The sequence below is a fragment of the Armatimonadota bacterium genome (genome assembly GCA_013314775.1).
Lineage (GTDB): Bacteria > Armatimonadota > Zipacnadia > Zipacnadales > JABUFB01 > JABUFB01.
On record JABUFB010000005.1, the window covers coordinates 63,210 to 83,881 of the forward strand.

Annotated in this window: 11 protein-coding genes; 8 read left to right on the top strand and 3 right to left on the bottom strand. The window is 63.5% G+C overall.

Annotated features, from left to right (window positions below; translation table 11 throughout):
- Positions 1 to 10: 10 nt before the first annotated feature.
- Together HPY44_04745 and HPY44_04750 are read left to right on the top strand one after the other, a co-directional pair.
- Positions 11 to 607 (top strand): isoprenylcysteine carboxylmethyltransferase family protein, encoded by a 597-nt coding sequence (locus HPY44_04745; protein NSW55297.1) that lies wholly within the window; start codon positions 11 to 13, stop codon positions 605 to 607.
- Between the two features lie 44 nt (positions 608 to 651).
- On the top strand, positions 652 to 1,932 hold the full coding sequence (locus HPY44_04750; GenBank protein NSW55298.1) for an alpha-L-fucosidase: 1,281 nt from the start codon (positions 652 to 654) through the stop codon (positions 1,930 to 1,932).
- Between the two features lie 107 nt (positions 1,933 to 2,039).
- Here HPY44_04750 and HPY44_04755 read toward each other — a convergent pair whose 3' ends face one another.
- Entirely contained in the window at positions 2,040 to 3,107 is a 1,068-nt protein-coding gene (locus HPY44_04755) for a translation initiation inhibitor (protein ID NSW55299.1), read from the bottom strand.
- Between the two features lie 73 nt (positions 3,108 to 3,180).
- Positions 3,181 to 6,240 carry a hypothetical protein gene (locus tag HPY44_04760; GenBank protein ID NSW55300.1) on the bottom strand — a complete coding sequence of 1,020 codons (3,060 nt, stop codon included), beginning with the start codon at positions 6,238 to 6,240 and terminating at the stop codon, positions 3,181 to 3,183.
- A gap of 179 nt (positions 6,241 to 6,419) precedes the next feature.
- Between HPY44_04760 and HPY44_04765 the strand changes: the two genes are divergently transcribed.
- The 6 genes from HPY44_04765 (at position 6,420) to HPY44_04790 (ending at position 17,069) form a co-directional block, all read left to right on the top strand.
- Positions 6,420 to 9,188 carry a discoidin domain-containing protein gene (locus HPY44_04765; GenBank protein ID NSW55301.1) on the top strand — a complete coding sequence of 923 codons (2,769 nt, stop codon included), beginning with the start codon at positions 6,420 to 6,422 and terminating at the stop codon, positions 9,186 to 9,188.
- A 39-nt stretch (positions 9,189 to 9,227) separates the two neighbouring features.
- Entirely contained in the window at positions 9,228 to 11,099 is a 1,872-nt protein-coding gene (locus tag HPY44_04770) for a cell surface protein (GenBank protein ID NSW55302.1), read from the top strand.
- Between the two features lie 112 nt (positions 11,100 to 11,211).
- Positions 11,212 to 14,874 carry a hypothetical protein gene (locus HPY44_04775; GenBank protein NSW55303.1) on the top strand — a complete coding sequence of 1,221 codons (3,663 nt, stop codon included), beginning with the start codon at positions 11,212 to 11,214 and terminating at the stop codon, positions 14,872 to 14,874.
- A complete protein-coding gene (locus HPY44_04780) occupies positions 14,871 to 15,833 on the top strand; it encodes an SUMF1/EgtB/PvdO family nonheme iron enzyme (GenBank protein NSW55304.1) in 963 nt (320 codons plus the stop codon). Before HPY44_04775 ends, HPY44_04780 begins: the two co-directional genes overlap by 4 nt.
- A gap of 184 nt (positions 15,834 to 16,017) precedes the next feature.
- On the top strand, positions 16,018 to 16,551 hold the full coding sequence (locus tag HPY44_04785) for a hypothetical protein (protein ID NSW55305.1): 534 nt from the start codon (positions 16,018 to 16,020) through the stop codon (positions 16,549 to 16,551).
- A 176-nt stretch (positions 16,552 to 16,727) separates the two neighbouring features.
- Entirely contained in the window at positions 16,728 to 17,069 is a 342-nt protein-coding gene (locus tag HPY44_04790) for a hypothetical protein (protein NSW55306.1), read from the top strand.
- A gap of 41 nt (positions 17,070 to 17,110) precedes the next feature.
- On the opposite strand, the gene HPY44_04795 is transcribed toward HPY44_04790, so the two are convergent.
- Positions 17,111 to 20,668: a discoidin domain-containing protein gene (locus HPY44_04795; protein ID NSW55307.1), complete on the bottom strand. Its 3,558-nt coding sequence runs from the start codon at positions 20,666 to 20,668 to the stop codon at positions 17,111 to 17,113.
- Between the last annotated feature and the right edge of the window lie 4 nt (positions 20,669 to 20,672).

The following is a 20,672-nucleotide window of genomic DNA, read 5'->3' on the forward strand; positions in this document are numbered from 1 at the left end:
GAACCTGGCGATGAACAGCCCGTTCGAGACCGTCTACATCGTCGGGTTGGTGCTCGGGTCACTCATCCGGGCCGTTTATACTCGTGGCAGGCGATCTCGGCGCATTCTCACTTCGCGCTGTCATGCGCTGGATTCGGTGCTCTTGCTCCTTGCAGGGGTGGGCATGATCCCGGTGCCCATCGTCGCTCTTACTACCGACTGGTTGAGTTTCGGCGGCTACACGACCCCGCCGATCGTTGGATGTGCTGGGACCGTACTGCTCGCCGCGGCGCTCTGGCTGCTGTGGCGGTCGCACCGTGACCTTGGCAGCAACTGGTCAGCGCGGATCGACGTGCGCGACGGCCAGGCCCTTGTCGTCACCGGCGTCTACAGCCGAATCCGGCATCCGATGTATGCCGCCCATTGGCTCTGGGCGATGGCTCAGCTCCTCTTGATTCAGAACTGGCTGGCCGGGCCCGCGATGCTCGTGTTCTATACACCCCTGTATTTCCTGCGGGTGGGCCAGGAGGAAGCGCTGATGCGCGAGCATTTCGGGCAGCCGTATGAGGACTACATGGCCCGCACCGGCCGCGTGCTGCCCCGATTGGGAGCGCGGCGCGTTGACTGAGATCACCCCGGCGCTCAAGCGCGCCTATGGGAGGTCGTACAAGTATGGCTGACAAAACGACTGCTCGTCCGCCTTGGTTCGACCAGCCCAGGCTGGGCATGTTCGTTCACTGGGGCATCTACGCGATCCCCGCCTGGCACGAGCAACTTCAGTGGCGGGGGCGCATGTCTCGCGCGGAGTATGTGAAATTCGCCGACCAATGGAACCCGGTGCGCTTCGACCCCGATGCCTGGCTTGACCTGGCGCAGGAAGCCGGGATGCAATACCTCTGCATCACCACGAAGCACCACGACGGCTTCTGTCTATGGAACACCAAGCAGACGCCCTTCAACACCATGAATACCCCGTACGGGAAGGATATCCTGGGAATGCTGGCCGAGGCCTGTCATCGCCGGGACTTCCCGCTCTTCCTGTACTATTCGTGCGCCGACTGGCATCATCCGAACTATCCGAACCAGGGACGGCATCACGAACTGCCGGGACCGGAGCCCGGAGACGACCCCGACCTGGGCAAGTACTTGGAGTTCCTGAAAGCTCAGGTGCGTGAACTGTGCAGCAATTATGGGCGCATTCACGGGTTCTGGTGGGACATGAATGTGCCGCAGCACCGGGACCCGTCGATCAATGCGATGATCCGCGAGCTCCAGCCAGGCATCGTCATCAACGACCGCGGGTATGACGAGGGGGATTTTGGCACGCCCGAGCGAGACTATCAGCAGGGGATCGACGCGCTCAAAGGCTTTGAGCGGCCCACCGAGGCATGCCAGTCAGTGGGCATCGAGAGCTGGGGATTTCGGCAGGACGAGGATTACTACACCGACCGGCACCTCATGCGCAGCATCGACCGGTATATGGCCAGAGGGGCTCACTACCTGCTCAACGTGGGGCCAACGGCGGAGGGAGTGATCCCTGCGCAGGCAGTGCAGGTTCTGCGCCGGGTGGGAGCGTGGTTCAGGCGCATCCGCGAGTCCGTGGAGGGCGTCGAACCGATGCCGGATCTTGTTGCGAGCAATGATGTACTGCTGACTCGGCGCGGCAATACGGTCTACGTGCATCTGCATCGCGACCCTCCGACTGCAGCGGTGAAGCTCAATCCGCTGGCGGTCGTGCCTCGGCGGGCGAAGCTCTTGAATACCGGCGCACCGGTAGACTGTGTCGTTGACCTGCTTCCCAGCGAGCATGCGTCCGGCAAGCCTTGCCTGCGCCTGCGGAACCTTCCGGTGAATACGCTGGCGAACACGTGCCTGGTGGTGCGGCTGGACTTCGACGCATTGCCGGAAGGCGCCGCTCCGGACGAGGACACGCCGGAGGTTCTCAGAATGTAGCCGGAGGGCCGACGTAGAAGCTACAGGGTCCCGAGTGGTGCTCGGGACCCTGTGGACTGACGTGATCGCCTGTTCCGCGCCGTGCGTGGAGCCCGGCACGCATCCCGTCAATCACATCGCGCGGCGTCCACCTCAAGCTCGAACAGAAGGTCGTCCCGGCAGATGATGTTATTCGCCACGATTGCCGGAAGCGCCGCGAGGTCCGGGCGCGAGGCCACGAACCGTTGATATGCGCCAACGTCGGAAGTGAGCCGGACATAGGCTGTGGCGCGGGTGACGTGGCTCCAGTCCATCCCTCGCGATTCCAGGATGGCCTGGACAACCTCGAAAGTCTTCGCGACCTGACCGTCGACGTCGCCCACATACACCGTATTCCCATTCCGATCAATACTTGCGGTACCCGACACGAGCAGGCGCTTGCAGCCAGGCGTCGCCACCTCCACCACGCGGCTGAAAGAGCTTCCGTAAGCCAGCGCAGGGCACTGCAAAGGCGAGGGCACCGCTTGGATGCAGACCTGATCCGATTTGGGCTTCATCGCGAAAGCCGATGCAATCATGGCAGACCCGGCGGGGTTCGCGCCCCCGATGCCGGTGCTTGCGGGCACCAGCTTGCTGAAGACGTCCCGCTCATTGAAGAACCGGGTGCGGACCCCGTTGAACTCCCCGTACCACTCGAGTATCTGGTCCAGGAAGAGCCAGGTGCGGACCACGTTGGAGAAGTCCATGTCCACCTGGGCGAGAGCTTTCTCTATGTTCTCGAAGGTCTCGCGTGCCTGTTCCGGGCGGGATTTGTGGGTGTGGATTGACCGGATGCCTGCGAGGGTGCATTCGGTGGCGTAGGGTGTCTCCACGACCGTGCCTACGACTCGCCCGTCAACAAGGAGCGGACGGGTCTCCGCACCCTGTACGGCATGGACGTAGACACCGCTCAGATCTGCGCCGTCCGGATGCTCATTGCAGACCCAGGTTACGGGAAAGTCCGGCTCCTCCCAGCCCGGTGTTGGGGGGCCGAACACGTCAGCGCGCACGATCCGTGCGCCCCCAGCCTTGTCCACCAGATCGCTGATGTCCGTGCAGTCCGGACCGGACAGGGTCAGGAATAGTTCGTCAAACTCCTGCCTGTTCCGGGTGACGGTGTACAGCTGCTGCGAGGGTGCGGCGGCATGTTCGGCCATGAACGGACCTCCGGGTGAGCATCCGCTTGATGCTCTCTTGAGCTTTTCATTCCCCGAGACGTTCCCCCCGCTGTTAGTGTTCACCTTCGTCGGGTACTCTCTCACCGCTGCGCAAGGCGGCCCGGTTGCGCATCTCGATCTCCAGGCGCTTTGCGTATTTCGCCTCGCGACGCAGATCCAGGTCGCAGGCGACGAAACCATCCATGTCCGCCCGTGGCCGCATGGCGAGCATCCGCTTGCCGGCCTCGATGATAGCCAGTGCTTCCCGGTATGCTTGCGGGTTCTTCTCGCGGATTGCAGAAAGGCACGGGCTCAGTTCGGGCCTGTCGAAGCTCACTTGCGGCCCGGAGTTAGCGTTGCAGGCTGCTTGCGCCGCGAGGGGCACACCTGTCAGTTCCTCCAGGCGCTTGAGTTGCCGGTCGTCCAGCGGAGACCGCCCGGAAAGGTTGTCCGGATATGCGCTTGCGTATGTCGGGTAGTAGGGTGCATTGATGTCGATCCAGGTCACAATGCGGTCCAGATCCTCGGGCGTGAGCTTGTCGCCGACGTGCCCGGCTCTGAGGGTAGCCACGATCTTGCTGGCGTGGGATCCCCAGGATCGGGCCTGCTGGATCTGGGCCGGCCCTGCACCGATCGCCTTGATGAACCCGCGCCGCCAGAGTTCATTGTACGAGGCGTTGAAGAACAGGTCGCGGTCGCCGGCGAGGTTCAGCGTCTTGCCTGCGGGTTTGCCATAGTCGTGGCAGGAAACGCACAGCCGGTCGAACACGGGCTGCACCTCGGCCATGTAGCTGAACAGCCGTGGCTCGCCCCTCCATGATTCCAGCTTGCGAGGCGCCTTGTCGAGAGCTTTCAGCATGCGCGGCAGCTTCGCCGGCGGCGCCATATGTCGGTCTTCGTGGCAGCCCACACAGCCGGCATATTCCCCCGACTGCACCATGGTCCCGCTGCGCATGGACTGCACCATCATCCCGTCGGAATCGAGAAGCTGAAAGTAGACGAATCGGTCGGAAGGGACCTCGAAGTAGGCTGAGCCGTCCTCTTCCACGGGCACGGTCCCCAGAATTCGCTTGTTGTTGAAATCGTGCCAGCCCATCGCCGGGCTCTGACTGCCCTGGCCACCCCACCATGGGTAGACCCACTGCCGCTTCTCGGGGGACTCCACCACTCGCAGGTACTTCACATCGCCGCGCTTCACTCCGGCCATGTGGGTGCCGCGGTACACGTCCACCACATAGAAGTACCCCGGCGCGTTGTCGAAGTTCCGTCGCGTGGGTATGTCCGGTGGACGGGTTCGAGCCGCAAGGGGCATGGGGTCGAAGCAGCCGGGCTCCTCGGTATGCAGGAGCAGTTCATTGCCGAACACGTCCAGCAGACAGATGCCCATCTGCTCGCCGCTGCCGGTCATGCGGGAGCACAGGAAGTACTTGCCCGCGCCCGCGCCCGTGTTGGGGTCGGCGAGAGGGTACGGGTCCTCGTACTTCGGGAACAGGTTCACGTACGAGTCGATCCCACCGATGTCGACACTCTCAATTGCCGACGCAGGCCAGATCCGGACCACGGCACGGCGGCCGTCAATGGCCAGACTGCGGTCAACGATGGCGATTGCGCCCCAGGGGCGGTCGTGACACGATGTGAAGGTGCAGACAACCTGCTCCGTTCCCGGGATGATTCGCGGGTCTACTACGGCACCTGGCGAAGCGGTGTTGTTCCCCCAGTACACTGCATGATTGGTGCCATCGGGGTAGACCGTCCACAGGCCCTGGGCATCACCGAAATTGCGGTCCACGTACTCCCAGCGGTTGTACAGGATGCGGCCGTCGTGGGTCAGCGAGCCGTGACCTTCCATCAGAGTGCTCTTGCCGATCTGGTGGATGTTCGTCCCGTCCGGGTGCATGCGGAACAGGTTGGCCATGATGTGCCGGTTGCACATGCAGTACTTGGGCTCGCGGGTGGATGAGAATGCGATATCTCCACTCGGCAAGTACAAGGGGTCGATGTCGCTGACTCCCGGCGCGAAAGTCAGCTGTCGGGGTTCCCCGCCTGCCGCCGCTATCTCGTAGATGTGCGCGTCATCCCTGGCGTCCCGGCGCAGGGATACCAGGATGCGCGCGCCTTCGAAGTGCACGTCGGGGTCCCGCACGACGCCCTGCGGCAGGTCCAGGAGCGTGCGCACAGCCGCGCCGGCACCGAAGTCGATGGTCTTCAGCGCGCTGCCGCCGCGGAAGCTCCCGGTGTTGATCTCGCCGGTCTGGAACATGGTGGCGGTGTTGTGGTGGTCCGGCGCGTACTGTCTGCGCACAACGTAGAGGATTGGTTGCCCGCTGACCAGCGGATTGGCGATGAGAGCCTCGCGCTGCAGTTCGCGGAAGTCCTTGAGCGCTGCGCGGCGTGTTGAAGGGTCTTCGGAGGCGAGCGGTCCGTCAAGCGCTTCGAGACGAGCCAGGAACTCGTGTCCGCGCGGGTAACGCTCCCCGAATGTCGTGATAAGGTCTGCGATTGCGGCGCGCAGTGTTGCCGGGGTGCCCGGATCGGGCATTCCCGCAAGACGCAGGGCTTCCAGGATTACCTTATTCTGCGCGAAGTTCCGCTCTGTGGCGGCCGCGTCGATGGCGGCTTCCGCCTGGAAGTCATCGATGGTTATGTGTCCCCAGCCGCCCGTGTTGCCGTCCACGATGCGCAGGAAGAGGCGCTTGCCCACCAGCCCGGGGGCCGTCCACCGCACGGTCTGCATGGTCTCGGTGTTCTTACCCCGTGCCTGCATCTGCTCCTCACCATCATCGGCGGTGCAGAGGGCAACGTATGTGTCCTTGTGGGCCCCGCCGCCCACGAGAAGAGTCATCTCCGGTGCCTGAAGCAGGAACACAGGGGACTCGATGACGCCGGTGAAGCGGTCACTGGGTCGGTTGTCGCTTTGCTCGAGGGTGGACAGGAAATACTTCCCCTGCTTGTTGTATGGCTGCCCGGTATTGTGGAAGACCGCGCGGTCGCAGACGAGCTTGTCGAAGCCGCCTTCGATCACCCGCCAGCCCTGGAGATCGCCGGTCTCGAAATCGAACCGCAACTGCTCAGCCTGGACGCCGGACCATAGACCGAGTAATCCCACGATGACCGAAGTCAATACGAGACGCATGTGCCGAGGTCCCTCTTGTGGTGCCCGCGAATAGCTGCCGCCGATCCGGGGCCGCAGAGACTCTGAAGGTCTCTCACAGGAATTCGGAGAATACCCACTCAACAGGGAAACAATCGCCCTCTGCAGGGCGCCAATGACCGTTCCGCGAGGGGATGCCGAAGCCGGTGAGAAGATGCGCATTGCTCGCGACACTCACGTGTCTGTGCCTGACCTGCGCTGCCGAACGCATTCCGCTGACGCCCGAGCAGCTTGAGGCGGACTGGCTGCTGCAGGAGCGCGACCTGCGACCCATCAGTACGAAGGATGACGCCCTGAGCGCCCTGGACGGTGTGAAAGACGGCGGCTGGGCCTTCCATACTGGCCTGGACAACCCACCCTGGTGGCAGGTGGACCTCGGCGAGGCTGTTGCGCTCGACCATGCGCTGGTTTTCAACCGTTGCGATGCAGCCGCCTCGCGCATGGACAGGATCATCGTCCTTCTCAGCGACGACGGCAAGGACTGGCGGCAGGTATACCAGCATAACGGGCCGACTTTCTACGGCGCACGCGGCGGTCCGCCTCTCAGGGTTGACCTGACCGGCCAGACCGCGCGGTACCTGCGGCTCACCGTGCCGGGACAATCCTTCCTGCACCTCGATGAGGTCGAAGTTTACCCCGCAGCCGACCCCGAGCGCAATATCGCCCTGTGGAAGGAGGCGGACCAAAGCAGCATCAGCCAGTGGTCCTCGCGGGCCGTACGCCCCGGAGAGGACGCACCGGTTTACCTGCTGGAGCGTGTCCTCGAACGCGGACAGAGACTGGCTGCCGACCTCGCGAGCGCCGGCTTGGACACGTCTCGTGCGGCTGAACTGCTGCGTGAAATCGCCGCAAAGGCGCCCAACGCCACAGGCGAAACCCGCGGGGACCTCTGGCGGCTCGCGCGGCACACCGTGCGCGAGATGGCTTTCCGCAATCCGCTGCTCAATTTCGAGAGCATTCTCTTCGCGAAGCAGGTTCCCGGCAGTTTCAGTCACATGTCTGACCAGTACTACGGCTGGTGGTCGCGCCCCGGCGGCGGCCTGTTCATCCTGAGCGGCTGGAAGACGGACCAGCCAGTCGAGCGTTGCCTGACTTCGAGCTTCCCCGAAGGCAGCTTCATGCGCCCTGAACTGTCCTGGGACGGCAAACGCATCCTGTTCGCCTATTGCCGTTACTACCCGCATGTCGCAGGGTTGCCGGACAAGCAGAATAAGGAGAACGTCCCCGAAGACGCCTTTTACCACGTGTACGAGATGAACGTGGACGGCACCGGGATACGACAGCTAACGCGCGGCCGGTACGATGACTTCGACGCCCGCTACCTGCCATCGGGCGACATCGTGTTCCTGTCCACCCGACGCGGGCAAAAAACACAGACCAGCGCCGCAAGCGCCATGGCGACTCTGAATGCGACGCTGCCGGACTCCTACGTGCGTTGCGGGGGCGACGCGTACCGACCGGTGGCTGTCTACACCCTGCATCTCATGGACCGCGATGGCGGCAATATACGGCCCCTGTCACCTTTCGAGAACTTCGAATGGACCCCATCAATCGCCTCCGACGGACGCATCCTGTATGCGCGTTGGGACTACATCGACCGCAATAACATGCCCTACATGGGCCTGTGGTCGATGAACCCCGACGGGACCAACCCGCGCATGGTCTATGGCAACTTCACCCACAGTCCCCATTGTGTGTTCGAAGCGCGGTCGATTCCGGGCTCACACAAGCTGATTTTCACCGCGTCGGCGCACCACGCGATCACAGGGGGCAGCCTGGTGCTGCTTGACCCAATGCAGGGCTTTGACGGTCCCGAACCGCTTACGCGTCTGACGCCGGAAGTGTGTTTCCCGGAGATCGAGGGCTGGCCCGAGACCTACTACACCAATCCGTTTCCTCTGTCGGAGACCTACTACCTGACCGCCTGGAGCACGCAATGCGTGGCGCGCCAGGGCACCAGCGGGCCCAATAACTCTGTGGGCCTGTACCTGTTCGACGCCTTTGGCAACCTGGAACTGATCAATCGCGACAGCGAGATCTCCTGCATGTACCCGATTCCATTGCGGCCCCGGGAGATGCCGCAGGCCATCGCCGGGCCGGTGGACTGGAACGGTGGCGAGGGGCGTTTCGTGGTGCTGGATGTGCATGAAGGTCTCAGCGATGTCCCGCGGGGAACGGTGAAAGCCCTGCGGGTGGTGGCGGTTCCGCCGAAAACACAGCCGAACATGAACACCCCCAATCTGGGGGTCACGGCAGACGATCCGGGGAAGTGCGTATTGGGCACGGTGCCCGTGGAGACCGATGGCTCGGCGTTCCTGCGGGTGCCATCCGGGGTCTCGGTGTTTTTTCAAGCCCTGGATGAGCACGGCCAGGCAATCCAGACCATGCGCAGCGTGACCTGCGTGCAGCCCGGCCAGACGTTGTCCTGCGTGGGTTGCCACGAACCCCGTAACTCGGCGCCGGGCGTGCGCAGAACCGCGGCGCTCGGTCGCGAACCGTCCAGACTCAGGCCCGGGCCCGAAGGCTCGTGGCCCCTTCGTTACGAGGACCTGGTGCAGCCTGTGCTGGACCGCAGGTGCATCCGCTGCCACAACCCGCAGAGCAAGAGCGAGGCTGCGGCGGCATTCGACCTCTGTGGCGCGGGCTCGTACCAGCGCATGTTGCGATGGGGCAAGCCCAGCCTGGCCGAGCACGTTGCGCAGCGGTACCGCGAGGGCAGCTCCAAAGTGAACGCAGGAGCCGCGCAGACCAGCCCAATACTGGCGATGCTGCGAGAAGGTCATCATGGGGTACAGCTGGAACAGGACGAGTGGGATCGTCTTATCACGTGGATGGACACATACGGCCAGCGGCTGGGGTCCTTCAGCCCGGAGCAGGAACAGGAGTTGCGAGACCTGCGCGTCGCTCTTGCCGACCTGCTGGCCGAATAGCTCAGACCTTCGCGTTCACAGCGAATCGGGAGAAAACAGATGCTCCACGCCATGCGTCGTGCCGGTATTCCGTCGGGTGCGCGCGCTCGCTACTTCGCCCTGGGGTTGGTGGCGGTCATGCTGGTCGCTGGCGTCGCGCTCATCGGGCGGCCTGCAAGCACACAGGCAGGGCCCACTTACCATTCCCCCTTGTACATGGCCCTTTCGCCTGATCAGCAGACGCTCTACGTGACCGACCATACTGCCGATGGCCTGTGTGTCCTGTCCGCTAAGGATGGGTCGCTGGTCCGCACGGTGTCGATCCCGGCGCCGACAGGCGTCGCGGTCTCTCCCGATGGCGCAACGATTTATGTGGCGAGTTCGTTGCAGGACCGCGTCTATGAAGTCGATGCCGCGGATGGCCGCATCCGTGGATCCCTCGGCGTGGGCCGATACCCGGTCGGCCTTGCGGTATCCCCGGATGGCGCCACGTTGTACTGCTGCAATCAGTTCACCGATGATGTCTCCGTGATCGACACAGCCAATATGGCCGAAACGCGGCGTCTCAAAGCGATCCGCGAGCCCCGTTTCGTGGCGATCGCCGCCGCTGGTGACCGGCTGGTGGTTACGAACCAGCTTCCTCTGGGCTCCAACCTCGATGACTCCCTGGCGGCCGAGGCCACGGTAATCGACTTGCCCGGCGGTGATACCACGGCCGTCAAGCTCTCTCTGGGTGCGACCGATGTTGGGCAGGTCTGCTGTTCGCCCGACGGACGCTTCGCTTATATTCCCCACGTCCTGGCGCGCTGGCTCGTGCCACCGACACAGCTTGATCGGGGCTGGATCGCTACGAATGCACTGACGATCATCGACCTGCAGGAGAAGAAGCGGGTCAATACCGTGCTTCTGGATGATCTCGACCGCGGGGCTGCCAACCCGCAGGGCATCACGATCTCTCCGGACGGCGCGCGGCTGTACGTCACCCACGCAGGCACCCATGAGATACAGGTCATCGACCGGGCAAAGCTTCACAAACTGGTTGACGAGTGGCCGGCCGACGCGCTCACGGAGCTTGAGAATGACCTGACCGCCGTCTACCGGGCCGGTGTGCGCATCCGCGTGCCTTGTGGAGGCGTTGGCCCTCGCTCGGCTGCCGCCACGTCGGACGCGGTTTTCGCTGCGAATTACTACAGCGGCGATATTACCCGGCTGCCCGCTGATGGCAAGGGCAAGCCGACGATGATTGCGCTGGGAAACCAGCCGGAGATGGACTCCGTACGGCGCGGCGAAATGCTGTTCAACGACGCCCGCATATGCTTCCAGGGATGGCAATCCTGCGCAACCTGCCACCCCGAGGGACGCGCGGACGGGCTGGCGTGGGACCTGCTCAATGATGGGATCGGTAATCCGAAGAACGCCAAGTCGCTGCTTCTTTCGGGCCCGACGCCTCCGGTCATGGCCCACGGCGTTCGGGGTAGCATGGAGATCGCGGTCGGGACCGGGCTCAAGTACATTCTCTTCCACGTCCCAACCAATAACGAGATCCCGGACATCGCCGCGTACATCGATTCCATGAAACCCGAACGGAGCCCGCACCGGAATCCCGACGGCACGCTGTCGGAGGCGGCCCAGCGCGGCAAGGCCATCTTTGAACGTGAGGACGTTCAGTGCGCCAAGTGCCACCCGGCGCCGCTGTATACCGACCTGCAGACATACGATGTGGGTACCCGCGGGCCATACGACCGCCGCGACGATTTCGACACTCCCACCCTCGTCGAGATGTTCCGCAGTGCGCCGTATCTGCATGACGGCAGCGCGGTGACCATGATGGACGTCCTGACAACGTACAACAAGAACGACAAGCACGGCGTCACCTCGCACCTGTCGCAGCAGGAACTGAACGACCTGGTGGAATACCTGCTGTCCCTGTAGGCCACAAGTCGGGGCGAAGTGAGTACGCAGTTCTCCTGCCCGGGGTGGCGACGCCCCGGGCAGGAGTACATTCAGCCGCGGAATCCCGTCCGCATCCGGGAGCCTTAGCGCGATGAGCAACCGTCTCACGTATGTATGGATGTCGGTGCTGTTTGTGATTCTCCGCCCGGTCTTCTGCCAGGATGCGCCGGTCACGCCTGACAGCCTGTACGTTCGCAGCGATACCTGGCAGCATTCGTTGGAAGCATCCCTGCAGCGTCTCGCGGCCTTGGAGAAAGCCGAACGCACCGCAGCTTCCGGCGGGGTGGAACTTGGCCCATGGTACGCCGCGGGCTCCTTCAGCAACCTGGACGGGAAGGGTTTCGCCCATCGATATCCCCCCGAGCAGGCGGTCAAGCTCGACGCGCAGTATCCCGGCATGTATGGCTCCACCGTCAGCTGGCGGCGCATGGACATGTTCGAGGACGGGCAAGTTCACAGCCTGCTGCCTCATTTCCAGCACACCGAATGGGCTATCTGCTACCTGTATCGCACTATCACCACGCGCACCGGAGGCACCCTCAAGGTGTCCTTCGGCAGCGACGATGGTCTCGCGGTGTGGTTCAACGGACAGAAGATCGTGTCGCAGGATGTGCCTCGCGGGCCCGGCCCAGACCAGGCAGTTGAGACCCTGGAACTTGAGCCGGGGGAGAACCACCTTCTGCTGAAGATCGTGAACCGCACTGGCGGCTGGGGGTTCTATTTCCGCGCAGAACAGGTGGCCGGAGACTTCGAGCCGTGGCACGTCATTGGACCCTTCGACAACACTGACGGCAAGGGGTACACCACCGCTTACCCGCCCGAGCGGGAGATCGACTATGCGCGCACGTACCCCGGGATGAAGAACACCGTGGCCGCCTGGCGACCGATGGAGCGTTTCGTAGACGGGCAGGTCCATGATCTGCGGCCCCATTTCAAGCACACCGACTGGGCCATTGCATATCTGCACCGGGTCATCAATGCGAAGCGCGATGAGGAGATCACCGGTTATTTCGGCAGCGACGACGGTCTCGCCGTCTGGCTCAACGGGGAGAAGCTCATTGCGAAGGAGAAGGTTCCGCGCGGGCCTGCACCGGACCAGGACAAGGCGGTCCTGCGTCTGAAGAAGGGGCGCAATGATCTGCTCGTGAAGATCGTCAACCAGACCGGCGGGTGGGGCTTCTACTTCCACACGAAGCCCGGTGGAGGAGATCCCGAAGAGAACCCAGTGCGTCGCCAGCGCATCGCCGCCATCTGGGATCGCCTCCGCGTTGATTTCACCTCTCCGGAAGACGTGCGACAGATGAAGGACGAGAGCGCTGACGGCATCTGGCCCATCGGCTGGCACCCCACCGACTGGGCCTCCCTGGCCCGGCGATACCAGGACGCGACCCGGACCCGTCTGAGCGCTGCGCAGCGGCTTCTTGATGGCCTGCGGCTCGATCTCGGCGAAGATGAATGTGCGGCCGAGGCGCGGGCCATCCTGTCCGTGACCTCCGCGCCGTCGAGGACACCCGACGCGGACGCTGTTGAAGCTCTACGCGCACCGTACCACCAGGCTGCGCGCCTGCAAGACCTGTTCGCAGGCCTCGCGAAGCTGGTGAGCATCGGCCTCGCGGTGGACGACCTGTCTGCGACTTATCCCGGCCAGTACCCGGGTGCCGAGTTCCGAGGCGCGCTCGATGACTTGCGCGCGCGCCGGACTGCACTCCTCGCGGGCAGGGGCGGCGCATACGGGCAGCTTGATGCCGTAGCGGTCTCGGCGTGGGAGGAGGAGATCACCGCACTGCAACGCAAGGCGCTGATCGAAGCCAATCCGGTACTGGATTTCGGTGAACTGCTGTTCATCACCCGCAAGCCCGGCGGCGGCAACCCCGGCCTGCCCCAGAACTGGCAGGGCAACTCCAGCATGCGCCGCAACGGCTGGGACACGGCGATCTCTATTCTTTCGTCGGCGCGCGGTGGGGGTACTGTTCGCACGATCTTTCACTCCCCCAGCGCTTTCGTGGGCGATCTGAATCTGTCCTTCGACGCCACCCGGATACTGTTTTCCATGCCTGATGAGGCCAGGAGGATGACTTATCAGGTGTGGGAGATCGGCACGGACGGGAGCGGTCTGCGCCAGGTGAGCGTGGGCCCGGACGAAGACTATGACAACTACGACGCCTGCTACCTGCCCGATGGCCGTGTCATATTCACTTCCACTCGCTGCTACCAGGCTGTGCCCTGCACTGGCGGTGACCACGTGGCGCTACTGTATCTGATGGACGCTGACGGCGGGAATGTGCGGCAACTCACTTTCGACCAGGACCACAGCTGGGACCCCACGGTCCTGAACGATGGTCGGATCATCTACACCCGCTGGGAATACAACGATACGCCCCATTACTTCAGCCGGATTCTCTTTTCGATGAACCCCGACGGCACGCGCCAGAGCGCATTCTATGGGACTAACTCGTTCTTTCCGAACACCATGATGTACCCGCGGCCTATCCCCGGCAGCGCGACGAAGATTGTGTGCATCCTCTCTGGGCACCACGGGAACCCGCGTATGGGGGAAGTCGCCATCATCGACACCGCGCAAGGCGAGCGCGAGGCTGAGGGCGTGGTACAGATCCTGCCCGAACGCCACCGGAAGATCGAGCCGGTTATCGTGGACCAGTACGCTACCGGAAAGTGGCCCCAGTTTGTGCAGCCGTGGCCACTGTCCGACAAGTACTTCCTGGTCTCCTGCAAGCCTTCACCCGACGACTGGTGGGGGCTGTATCTGGTGGATGTCTTCGACAACCTGGTGCCGATTCGCGTGGAACCCGGCGCGGCGCTCATGGAGCCGATCCCGCTGTGCCCGCGCAAGACGCCGCCGATCATCCCCGATGCGGTCGATCTGAAGCGCAAGGACGCACTGGTCTATCTGTTCGACATATATCGGGGTGAAGGTCTGGACGGCGTGCCGCGCGGGAGCATCAAGAAGCTGCGGCTCATCGAACCGGTCTACAGGTACTGGGGCAATGGCGAGACCTACAGCACGTCCATCGATGGGACCTGGGACGTGAAGCGCATACTCGGGACGGTGCCCGTGGAAGCGGACGGATCTGCGTTCTTCCGGGTGCCTGCCAACACTCCGATCATGGTCCAGCCCATCGACGGACGGAACATGGCACAACAGCAGATGCGGAGCTGGTTCACGGCTATGCCGGGCGAAGTGCTGTCCTGCGTGGGCTGCCACGAGCGCAGGCGCGAGGTGCCGACAACCGGGGGCCGCGCACTCGCACAGGCGCGCCCACCTTCGGAAATCGAGCCCTGGCGCGGGCCGGCGCGCGGATTCTCCTTCGAAGCCGAAGTGCAACCTGTGCTGGATCGCCACTGCGTACGGTGTCATTCCAAGGGAGCCCTTGACTTGCGCCCCGCAGGAACACCGGGCGCGCGCGAGGCTCGGTTCAGCCCGGCGTATGATTCCTTGCACCCGTACGTCCGCCGGCCAGGTCTGGAGGCCACCATGCACATGCTGCCGCCGCGGGAGTTCGCGGCGAGCACCAGCCAGCTTGTGCAGTTGCTGGGTAAGGGGCATTTCGGGGTGAAGCTCACCGGGGAGGATTGGGACCGGATCATCACCTGGATTGACCTGAACGTCCCATACTCCGGTGACTGGCGCGATGCGATCCCACCTGCGCCGGAGAACCTCATCAGGCGGCGCGAGGAAATCCGCGCGCAGGACGCCTGGGCTGTAGCTCAACGGGAAGCGCAGGTGCGGCCATGAAGCGCGTTCTGACGGTCCTCGTCGTGTGCTGGATGTACACGGTGGCACTGGTCGCTGATGATGCGCCGAGGGGCTGGCCTTTCGACACTGCCGAGGCCCAGCGGCGACAGCAGGAATGCGCTGGGGAACTTGGCGGCGAGATCACCCGCTCGCTGACGCTGCCGGGCGGAGGCACACTTGCGCTTGTCCTGGTTCCGGCCGGACAGTTCCTGATGGGCGCGCCGGAAGGCGAGTCGCTGCTGGATCCAGACGAGGTTCCGCGCTTCGTCGCCGAGGTTCCCGGCCCGTTTTGGATGAGCCGGTGCGAGATTACGAATGCCCAGTACCGGCTGTTCAGGCCTGATCATTCCAGCGGCAACATTGACACATACTGGAAGGATCGCGTGGGGCCAGGTCCGTCACTTGACGCCGACGACCAGCCCGTTGTCCGCGTCTCCTGGCACGAAGCCAAAGCCTTCTGCCAATGGCTGGGGAAGCAACTGGGGAAGACGGTGCGCCTGCCGACCGAACCCGAGTGGGAGTGGGCCTGTCGCGCGGGAACCGACAGCCGGTTCCATTGCGACCCGGCAGAGCTTGACAAGTACGCGAACCTCGCAGATGCCAGCCTGCGCTCCGTCAAGCCGTGGGCAGTGCGTGACAACGAACGCAATGACGGAGTGGCGGTCTCAGCAAGTGTGGGCCGCTATCTGCCCAATGCCTGGGGTCTATGCGATATGCATGGGAACGTGGCGGAGTGGTGCGAGAGTCTGTATCAACCGTACCCGCTGAACGCGACAAAGGAGTCCGATGCGACCGCTGACCCCGAAGCTCCCCGCGTCGTTCGCGGCGGGTCGTGGGATGATCGCCCGCGCCGCATACGCTCTGCATTCCGGCTGAGCTACCCGCCGTCGCAGAGGGTTTACAACGTGGGGTTCCGGGTCATTCTTGCCGATCCAGAACCTGCAACGTTGGGCCGGTAGGCATTCCCAGTCATCCAACGCAACGTCCATCGCTATCCAACATTCCACGTCCGCGTTACGTCTCGATCCCCGTGTTGATACTGTCGTGTGTTTTCTCGCAGAACTGTGAGAATTCAAACAACGTTCGTATTGACTTTTTGATGGCCGTACCTGTATAATACACGCCATGAGGGATATGGACGCAATGGAGGTGATCACCGTGGAGCACGGGAACGTTCTTCGGTTTGTCAACATACAGGGAATACGCGATCGGATCGAAGAGTTGCGCCCGGCCGCGAATGAGTTCGATGCGTTGGTGCGTCTGTTGGACGCAGTGAACCGCGAGCTTGGCGGTGATAGTGCAGTCGCGGGAGCAACGGCCGCTCCCAGGTTGTCAGGCTCACAGGCCGAGACAGGGCCCGGTGGCGCTGATGCCCGGAAGGGGTACGGAGGCGAGGATCTGGTGGACCACGTCTTGCCGATCCTCGCGGACGCGAATGGCCCGATGGCGACCCAGGATATTCTGACTGCGCTGGAGGCCCGGGGGATAGCGTGTTCTGGCACGAGCGCTCGGAACACACTGTATAGCGCTCTGCACAGGAGCGACCGGGTAGAGCGTGTCGGGAGAGGGCTGTGGCAGCCTGCTGGACGCAGGGCTGGGGACGTGCAGGCGACTGCCCAGTCGAGTCGGTCGACAGAAGATACCGAGGAAGGTGATGCAGACGACCGCGAACAGTAACCAGAACGCAGAACGCCCCCTATCCCGCCAAGGTCTCAGGGGCGCTCCAGCCATACACGGCCACTGGGGGTGGTTGCCCCATGGCCCGACGGGTCGAGAGAGAGGACCCGAGTTAAATGGTTTATACCAGACGGAGGCCTCTTGCGCAAGAGTGAAGTTTCGGTGAGGTGTATGCCATGGACGACGCCGGCCTGAAAAAACGCCTTCTGTCGGTGCTGTGCTCGCAAGCAGTAGGACCGGAGAACGCCAAGAGCGCAGACACACTTGCACAACTCGTAGGCATCAAGCAGAGTCGAGAGAACGTCGAACTGCGCGGACTGATCCGCGATCTGTTATTCCTCGGGTACCCGGTCTGCGCGGCCACGGGTGCTCGTTGCCGGGGCTTCTTCATCGCGACGGAACGCCAGCAGTTGGTGCGATACCGCGATAGTCTGAGCAACCGGATTGCCGAGATCGCGAAGCGACGTGACGCTGTGGACCGCGCCATTGCTGCGTGGGATGAGATGCGGGCAGCCTGACGTGGAATGGCCAGGGGCCGCCGTCGCATGGCGGCCCCCCGCTACTCCGCCGGGCCGGTTGCTCCCAGGACCTTGGCCTTCATCAGCGCGTAGTTCGCGTCCTCCCGGCTCAGCCAGGTGAGGCCGCGGCACTGCTCCCAGCCGCCCTCGCTCTCAGCGAGCGGTGACATGAGCACCCGGCTTTCCTCGGGGATCGCCACGTTCACCAGCGCCTCCAGCGGCTGCTCGCTCATCCCCTCGTGGCACTCATTACACGCGCTCCTCACATGCTCGCGCAGGGCCGCCACGCCCTCTTCGGAAGGCTTTCGGCGCTCCGGTCTGGTGAATGAGTAGTCGCCGTAATACTGGCCGTTCAGGTCCAGCCACTCCGCGATGCGGGTGAAGCTATCGGGGTCGATTGGGGCCTTGCGGTGGTGCTCGTTGAGCAGGAATCGCGCGAGTTTTCCGGCGTGCGAGCCATAGTCCATGATCTTGCTGATGTCGGTCTGCTCGTTGCGATGGGCGAGGGCGACCCAGCCCGGCCGCGTCACCAGGGCCTCGTAAGACTGACTGAACTGGCCCTTCGGAGTGCCCAGCAGGTCGAGGTTACCCGCGGTCCGCTTGAGCCCGTGACAGCGGATGCAGTAGCGATCAAGCACTGGCTGCACTGAGCGAGCGTAGCTGAACCCCCCGGCGTATCGCGGGCCGGCAGTTGGCTGGAGCTCCTTTGCCTCGGCGGGGGCGAGGCGCCGGCCACCATAGGGCAGGGAGCCCCGGGGTTCGTGGCATCCGGCACAACTGATGACCTCGCCGGGCTGCAGGTAGACCTGGCTGCGCATGCTGAACACGGCCATGTTGTTTTCATCGAGAAGCTGGAACAGCAGGGGTTCTTGGGCGGGTGCGCGGAACGCCACAGAACCGTCCTCTTCGACCGGAACGGTCCCCACTACACCCTTGACTATCTCCTGGCTCACCCAGCTGCGCTCCGGGACGGAAGCAGTGGGCTGCTCTATCATGCGCACCACACGCAGGCGCTTGATGGTGCCCGGGATCAGCGGCTCTACGCTGTCGTAGACATTCTGGATCAGGAAAACACCGTCAGCACGTCCCGGCTCCAGTGAGGACGAGAGCACCGGTGGCACCGGCCGCGGCCGGACCGGGATGGGGGAGAAGCAGGACATCCTCGGGTCCCGGTAGATCAGCTCCCGGCCGCCGAGGGTGTCCACGAGGTAGATCCCATAGGCTTCAGTCGCCTGCACATTGCCCTGAGAAACCAGCCGGTCGGGGCTGTAGGCTGCGAGATACAGGTCTTCGGAAAGCGGCCAGGGCTGGCTGTAGCTGCCGATGGGCCAGCCTTCGGTTTCGGGGAAACTGGCGTCAGGGGTGATGCGCCGGACAGCATCAAGCCCATCTTCGCCGAGGCGGCGGTCAATGGCGATGATCGATCCGGCTGTATACGAATGGTGGGCCATCGCCGTGGCCGCGACGAGATCGGTCCCAGGGATCGGCTTGGCCTCGGCGATCATGCACGGATTGCGCGTGGAATTTCCATAGTAATGGGCCACTGCGGTACCATCAGGCCGGGTGGTCCACAGACTCTGCAGTACGGTGTCGTGGCGGTTGATGTAGTCCCAGCGGGTGTAGATGATCAGGCCGCTGGGTAAGACAGCCGGATCCCACTCGTTGGCTTCGCCATAGCTGAGACGCGTGATGTTGCCCCCGTTGGCGTCACACCGGTAGAGAACATAGGAGGGGGTGTAGCGGCCTCCGTGGCAGCGACCGAAGCCCTGGTTGCGGGTGGAGACAAAGGCGATCCCGCCATCCGGCAGGTAGCAGGGGTCGAAATCTTCAATGAGGACGGTGGTGCGGCCCATCCACCCTTGCAGCGGATCGACGCCGGGCACTCCGGTGAGTTGTCGAACCACGCCCGAGACAAGGTCAAGCTCGTACAGGAAGAATTGTCGCGCATTGCGGTCCTGGACGGTGTGATCACAGAAGCTGAACACCACACGGCGACCGTCGTATGACAGGTCCGGGTGGAGGACGGAGCCGACCGGCAGCTTGTCCGCGAGCAGCGGCACTGCCAGGGGCTGCGAGCGCCAGGACTTCAGGAGCACAATACCATCACCCGGGCGGCTGTGACGGCCCTCATACTGATCCACCATGTGGCTGTACAGGGGAGGCGGGCGCTTGGTGATAAGCAGGTCGCTGAAGTCCAGCAAAGGATGGGACAAGATCATCTCGCGCCGCAATTTGCGCACGTCGAGATACAGCGACTGCCAGTCAGTCCCAGGCTTCGCTTCCGCTATCCGTGCCTCGAGACCCTTCAGTCGCTCCGCAAGGTCTGGCAGGGGCCTTGCGGCAGACACGAACTCCAGCGTCTTGCGCGCGAGCTCGAGGGCGTCGGCGGTAGCGGCGCGGAACAGCGCGTTGTCAGCTCCCGCGCCCATCCTCTTCGGGGGTGTGTACGTTGACCAGGGGCTGGAGCTACTCTGGGTCGCGGGCTGGTCCAGGGCGATGTTCAAGTCGGGCTTATCGGCGGCGTAGACCTCGACTTCGTCCAGGTGCAGGTAGCTGCGACCGGGCAATTGCAGCCGCACGTAACGAGCCTTCTGGCCCTGAAGCGGCACTTCCATGGGCTTGCCATCTAGCGCGCCGTGGAAGAGCACACCCTGGTTCTGCCACACCTGCCGCCAGTTGTAGCCATCGCTGGACAGGAGCATCATCAGTACATTGTTACGCGAGCCGGCGTCCTCGCGGTTGTACAGTAGCGCGCGGTCAAGGACATATTCCTTGCCTAGGTCCACTTGCCACCAGGGCTTCTCCTCAAGCTGGGTGTGGAATCCGGTGCCGCCGTCCTTGACGCCGTCCACAGCCCCCGGTGCGTCGTCATCAACGGACACCGATGCGCCTGGCGTGGGCTTCTTTTGCCTCGCCTGGCGAATCCAGTCAAGTTCCAGCAGCAGGTCGTTGATCTCCAGTGGAAAGTCCCGGGCGATACGCTGGATGAGGGTGTCCGGGCCCTGGTCGACGGCGAATGCGAAGCCGGATGGCCCAGCGCCATTGCAGATTTTGAGGAGCAGGTGGTTTTCGCCTTTCCTTAGCTTCAAAGTGAGACGCTCGTCACCCAGTGTGCAGGCGCGCCCAATATTGTGTGCCAGCAGCTTCTCTCCATTGAGCCACACCACGATGGAATCATCACTACCCAGCAGGATCGGCAGTTCCTGTGCCTCGGGCACCGTGATCGTGCGGTAGAGGTAGACGGCGATCCAGTCGTCATCGCCGAAGATGCGCAGGGAGTTCTCCTGGCCGTCGCGGAAGCGCGTGCCCGGTTGCCAGCGCACCGTCCTGCCGCCCTTGCCCTCGTAGGAGGCCTGGAGGTCGATGGCTTTCTCGGGCGGATATACGGCGTCGAACCCCTTACCGTCCGGGGAATCGAAGGGCCCGATGTAGTACCAGCGTCCGAACTCCAGGCCACTGCCCTCGGCTTTGAGCGACGCTAGCCAGGTCTCGCGCGCGGTGTCGCACCGTACGTATTCATAAGCCAGCACCGGAGAGAGTTGCGTTGGCAGGAGCACAGCGGCGATGATGGAGATCAGCGCGGACCTCAGCCTTTTCATGTGA

Bases quoted from the DNA above. Each gene is read 5' to 3' on its own strand.
- HPY44_04745 (NSW55297.1), top strand. From the start codon at position 11: ATGAACAGCCCGTTCGAGACCGTCTACATCGTCGGGTTGGTGCTCGGG.
- HPY44_04750 (NSW55298.1), top strand. From the start codon at position 652: ATGGCTGACAAAACGACTGCTCGTCCGCCTTGGTTCGACCAGCCCAGG.
- HPY44_04755 (NSW55299.1), bottom strand. From the start codon at position 3,107: ATGGCCGAACATGCCGCCGCACCCTCGCAGCAGCTGTACACCGTCACC.
- HPY44_04760 (NSW55300.1), bottom strand. From the start codon at position 6,240: ATGCGTCTCGTATTGACTTCGGTCATCGTGGGATTACTCGGTCTATGG.
- HPY44_04770 (NSW55302.1), top strand. From the start codon at position 9,228: ATGCTCCACGCCATGCGTCGTGCCGGTATTCCGTCGGGTGCGCGCGCT.
- HPY44_04775 (NSW55303.1), top strand. From the start codon at position 11,212: ATGAGCAACCGTCTCACGTATGTATGGATGTCGGTGCTGTTTGTGATT.
- HPY44_04780 (NSW55304.1), top strand. From the start codon at position 14,871: ATGAAGCGCGTTCTGACGGTCCTCGTCGTGTGCTGGATGTACACGGTG.
- HPY44_04785 (NSW55305.1), top strand. From the start codon at position 16,018: ATGGAGGTGATCACCGTGGAGCACGGGAACGTTCTTCGGTTTGTCAAC.
- HPY44_04790 (NSW55306.1), top strand. From the start codon at position 16,728: ATGGACGACGCCGGCCTGAAAAAACGCCTTCTGTCGGTGCTGTGCTCG.
- HPY44_04795 (NSW55307.1), bottom strand. From the start codon at position 20,668: ATGAAAAGGCTGAGGTCCGCGCTGATCTCCATCATCGCCGCTGTGCTC.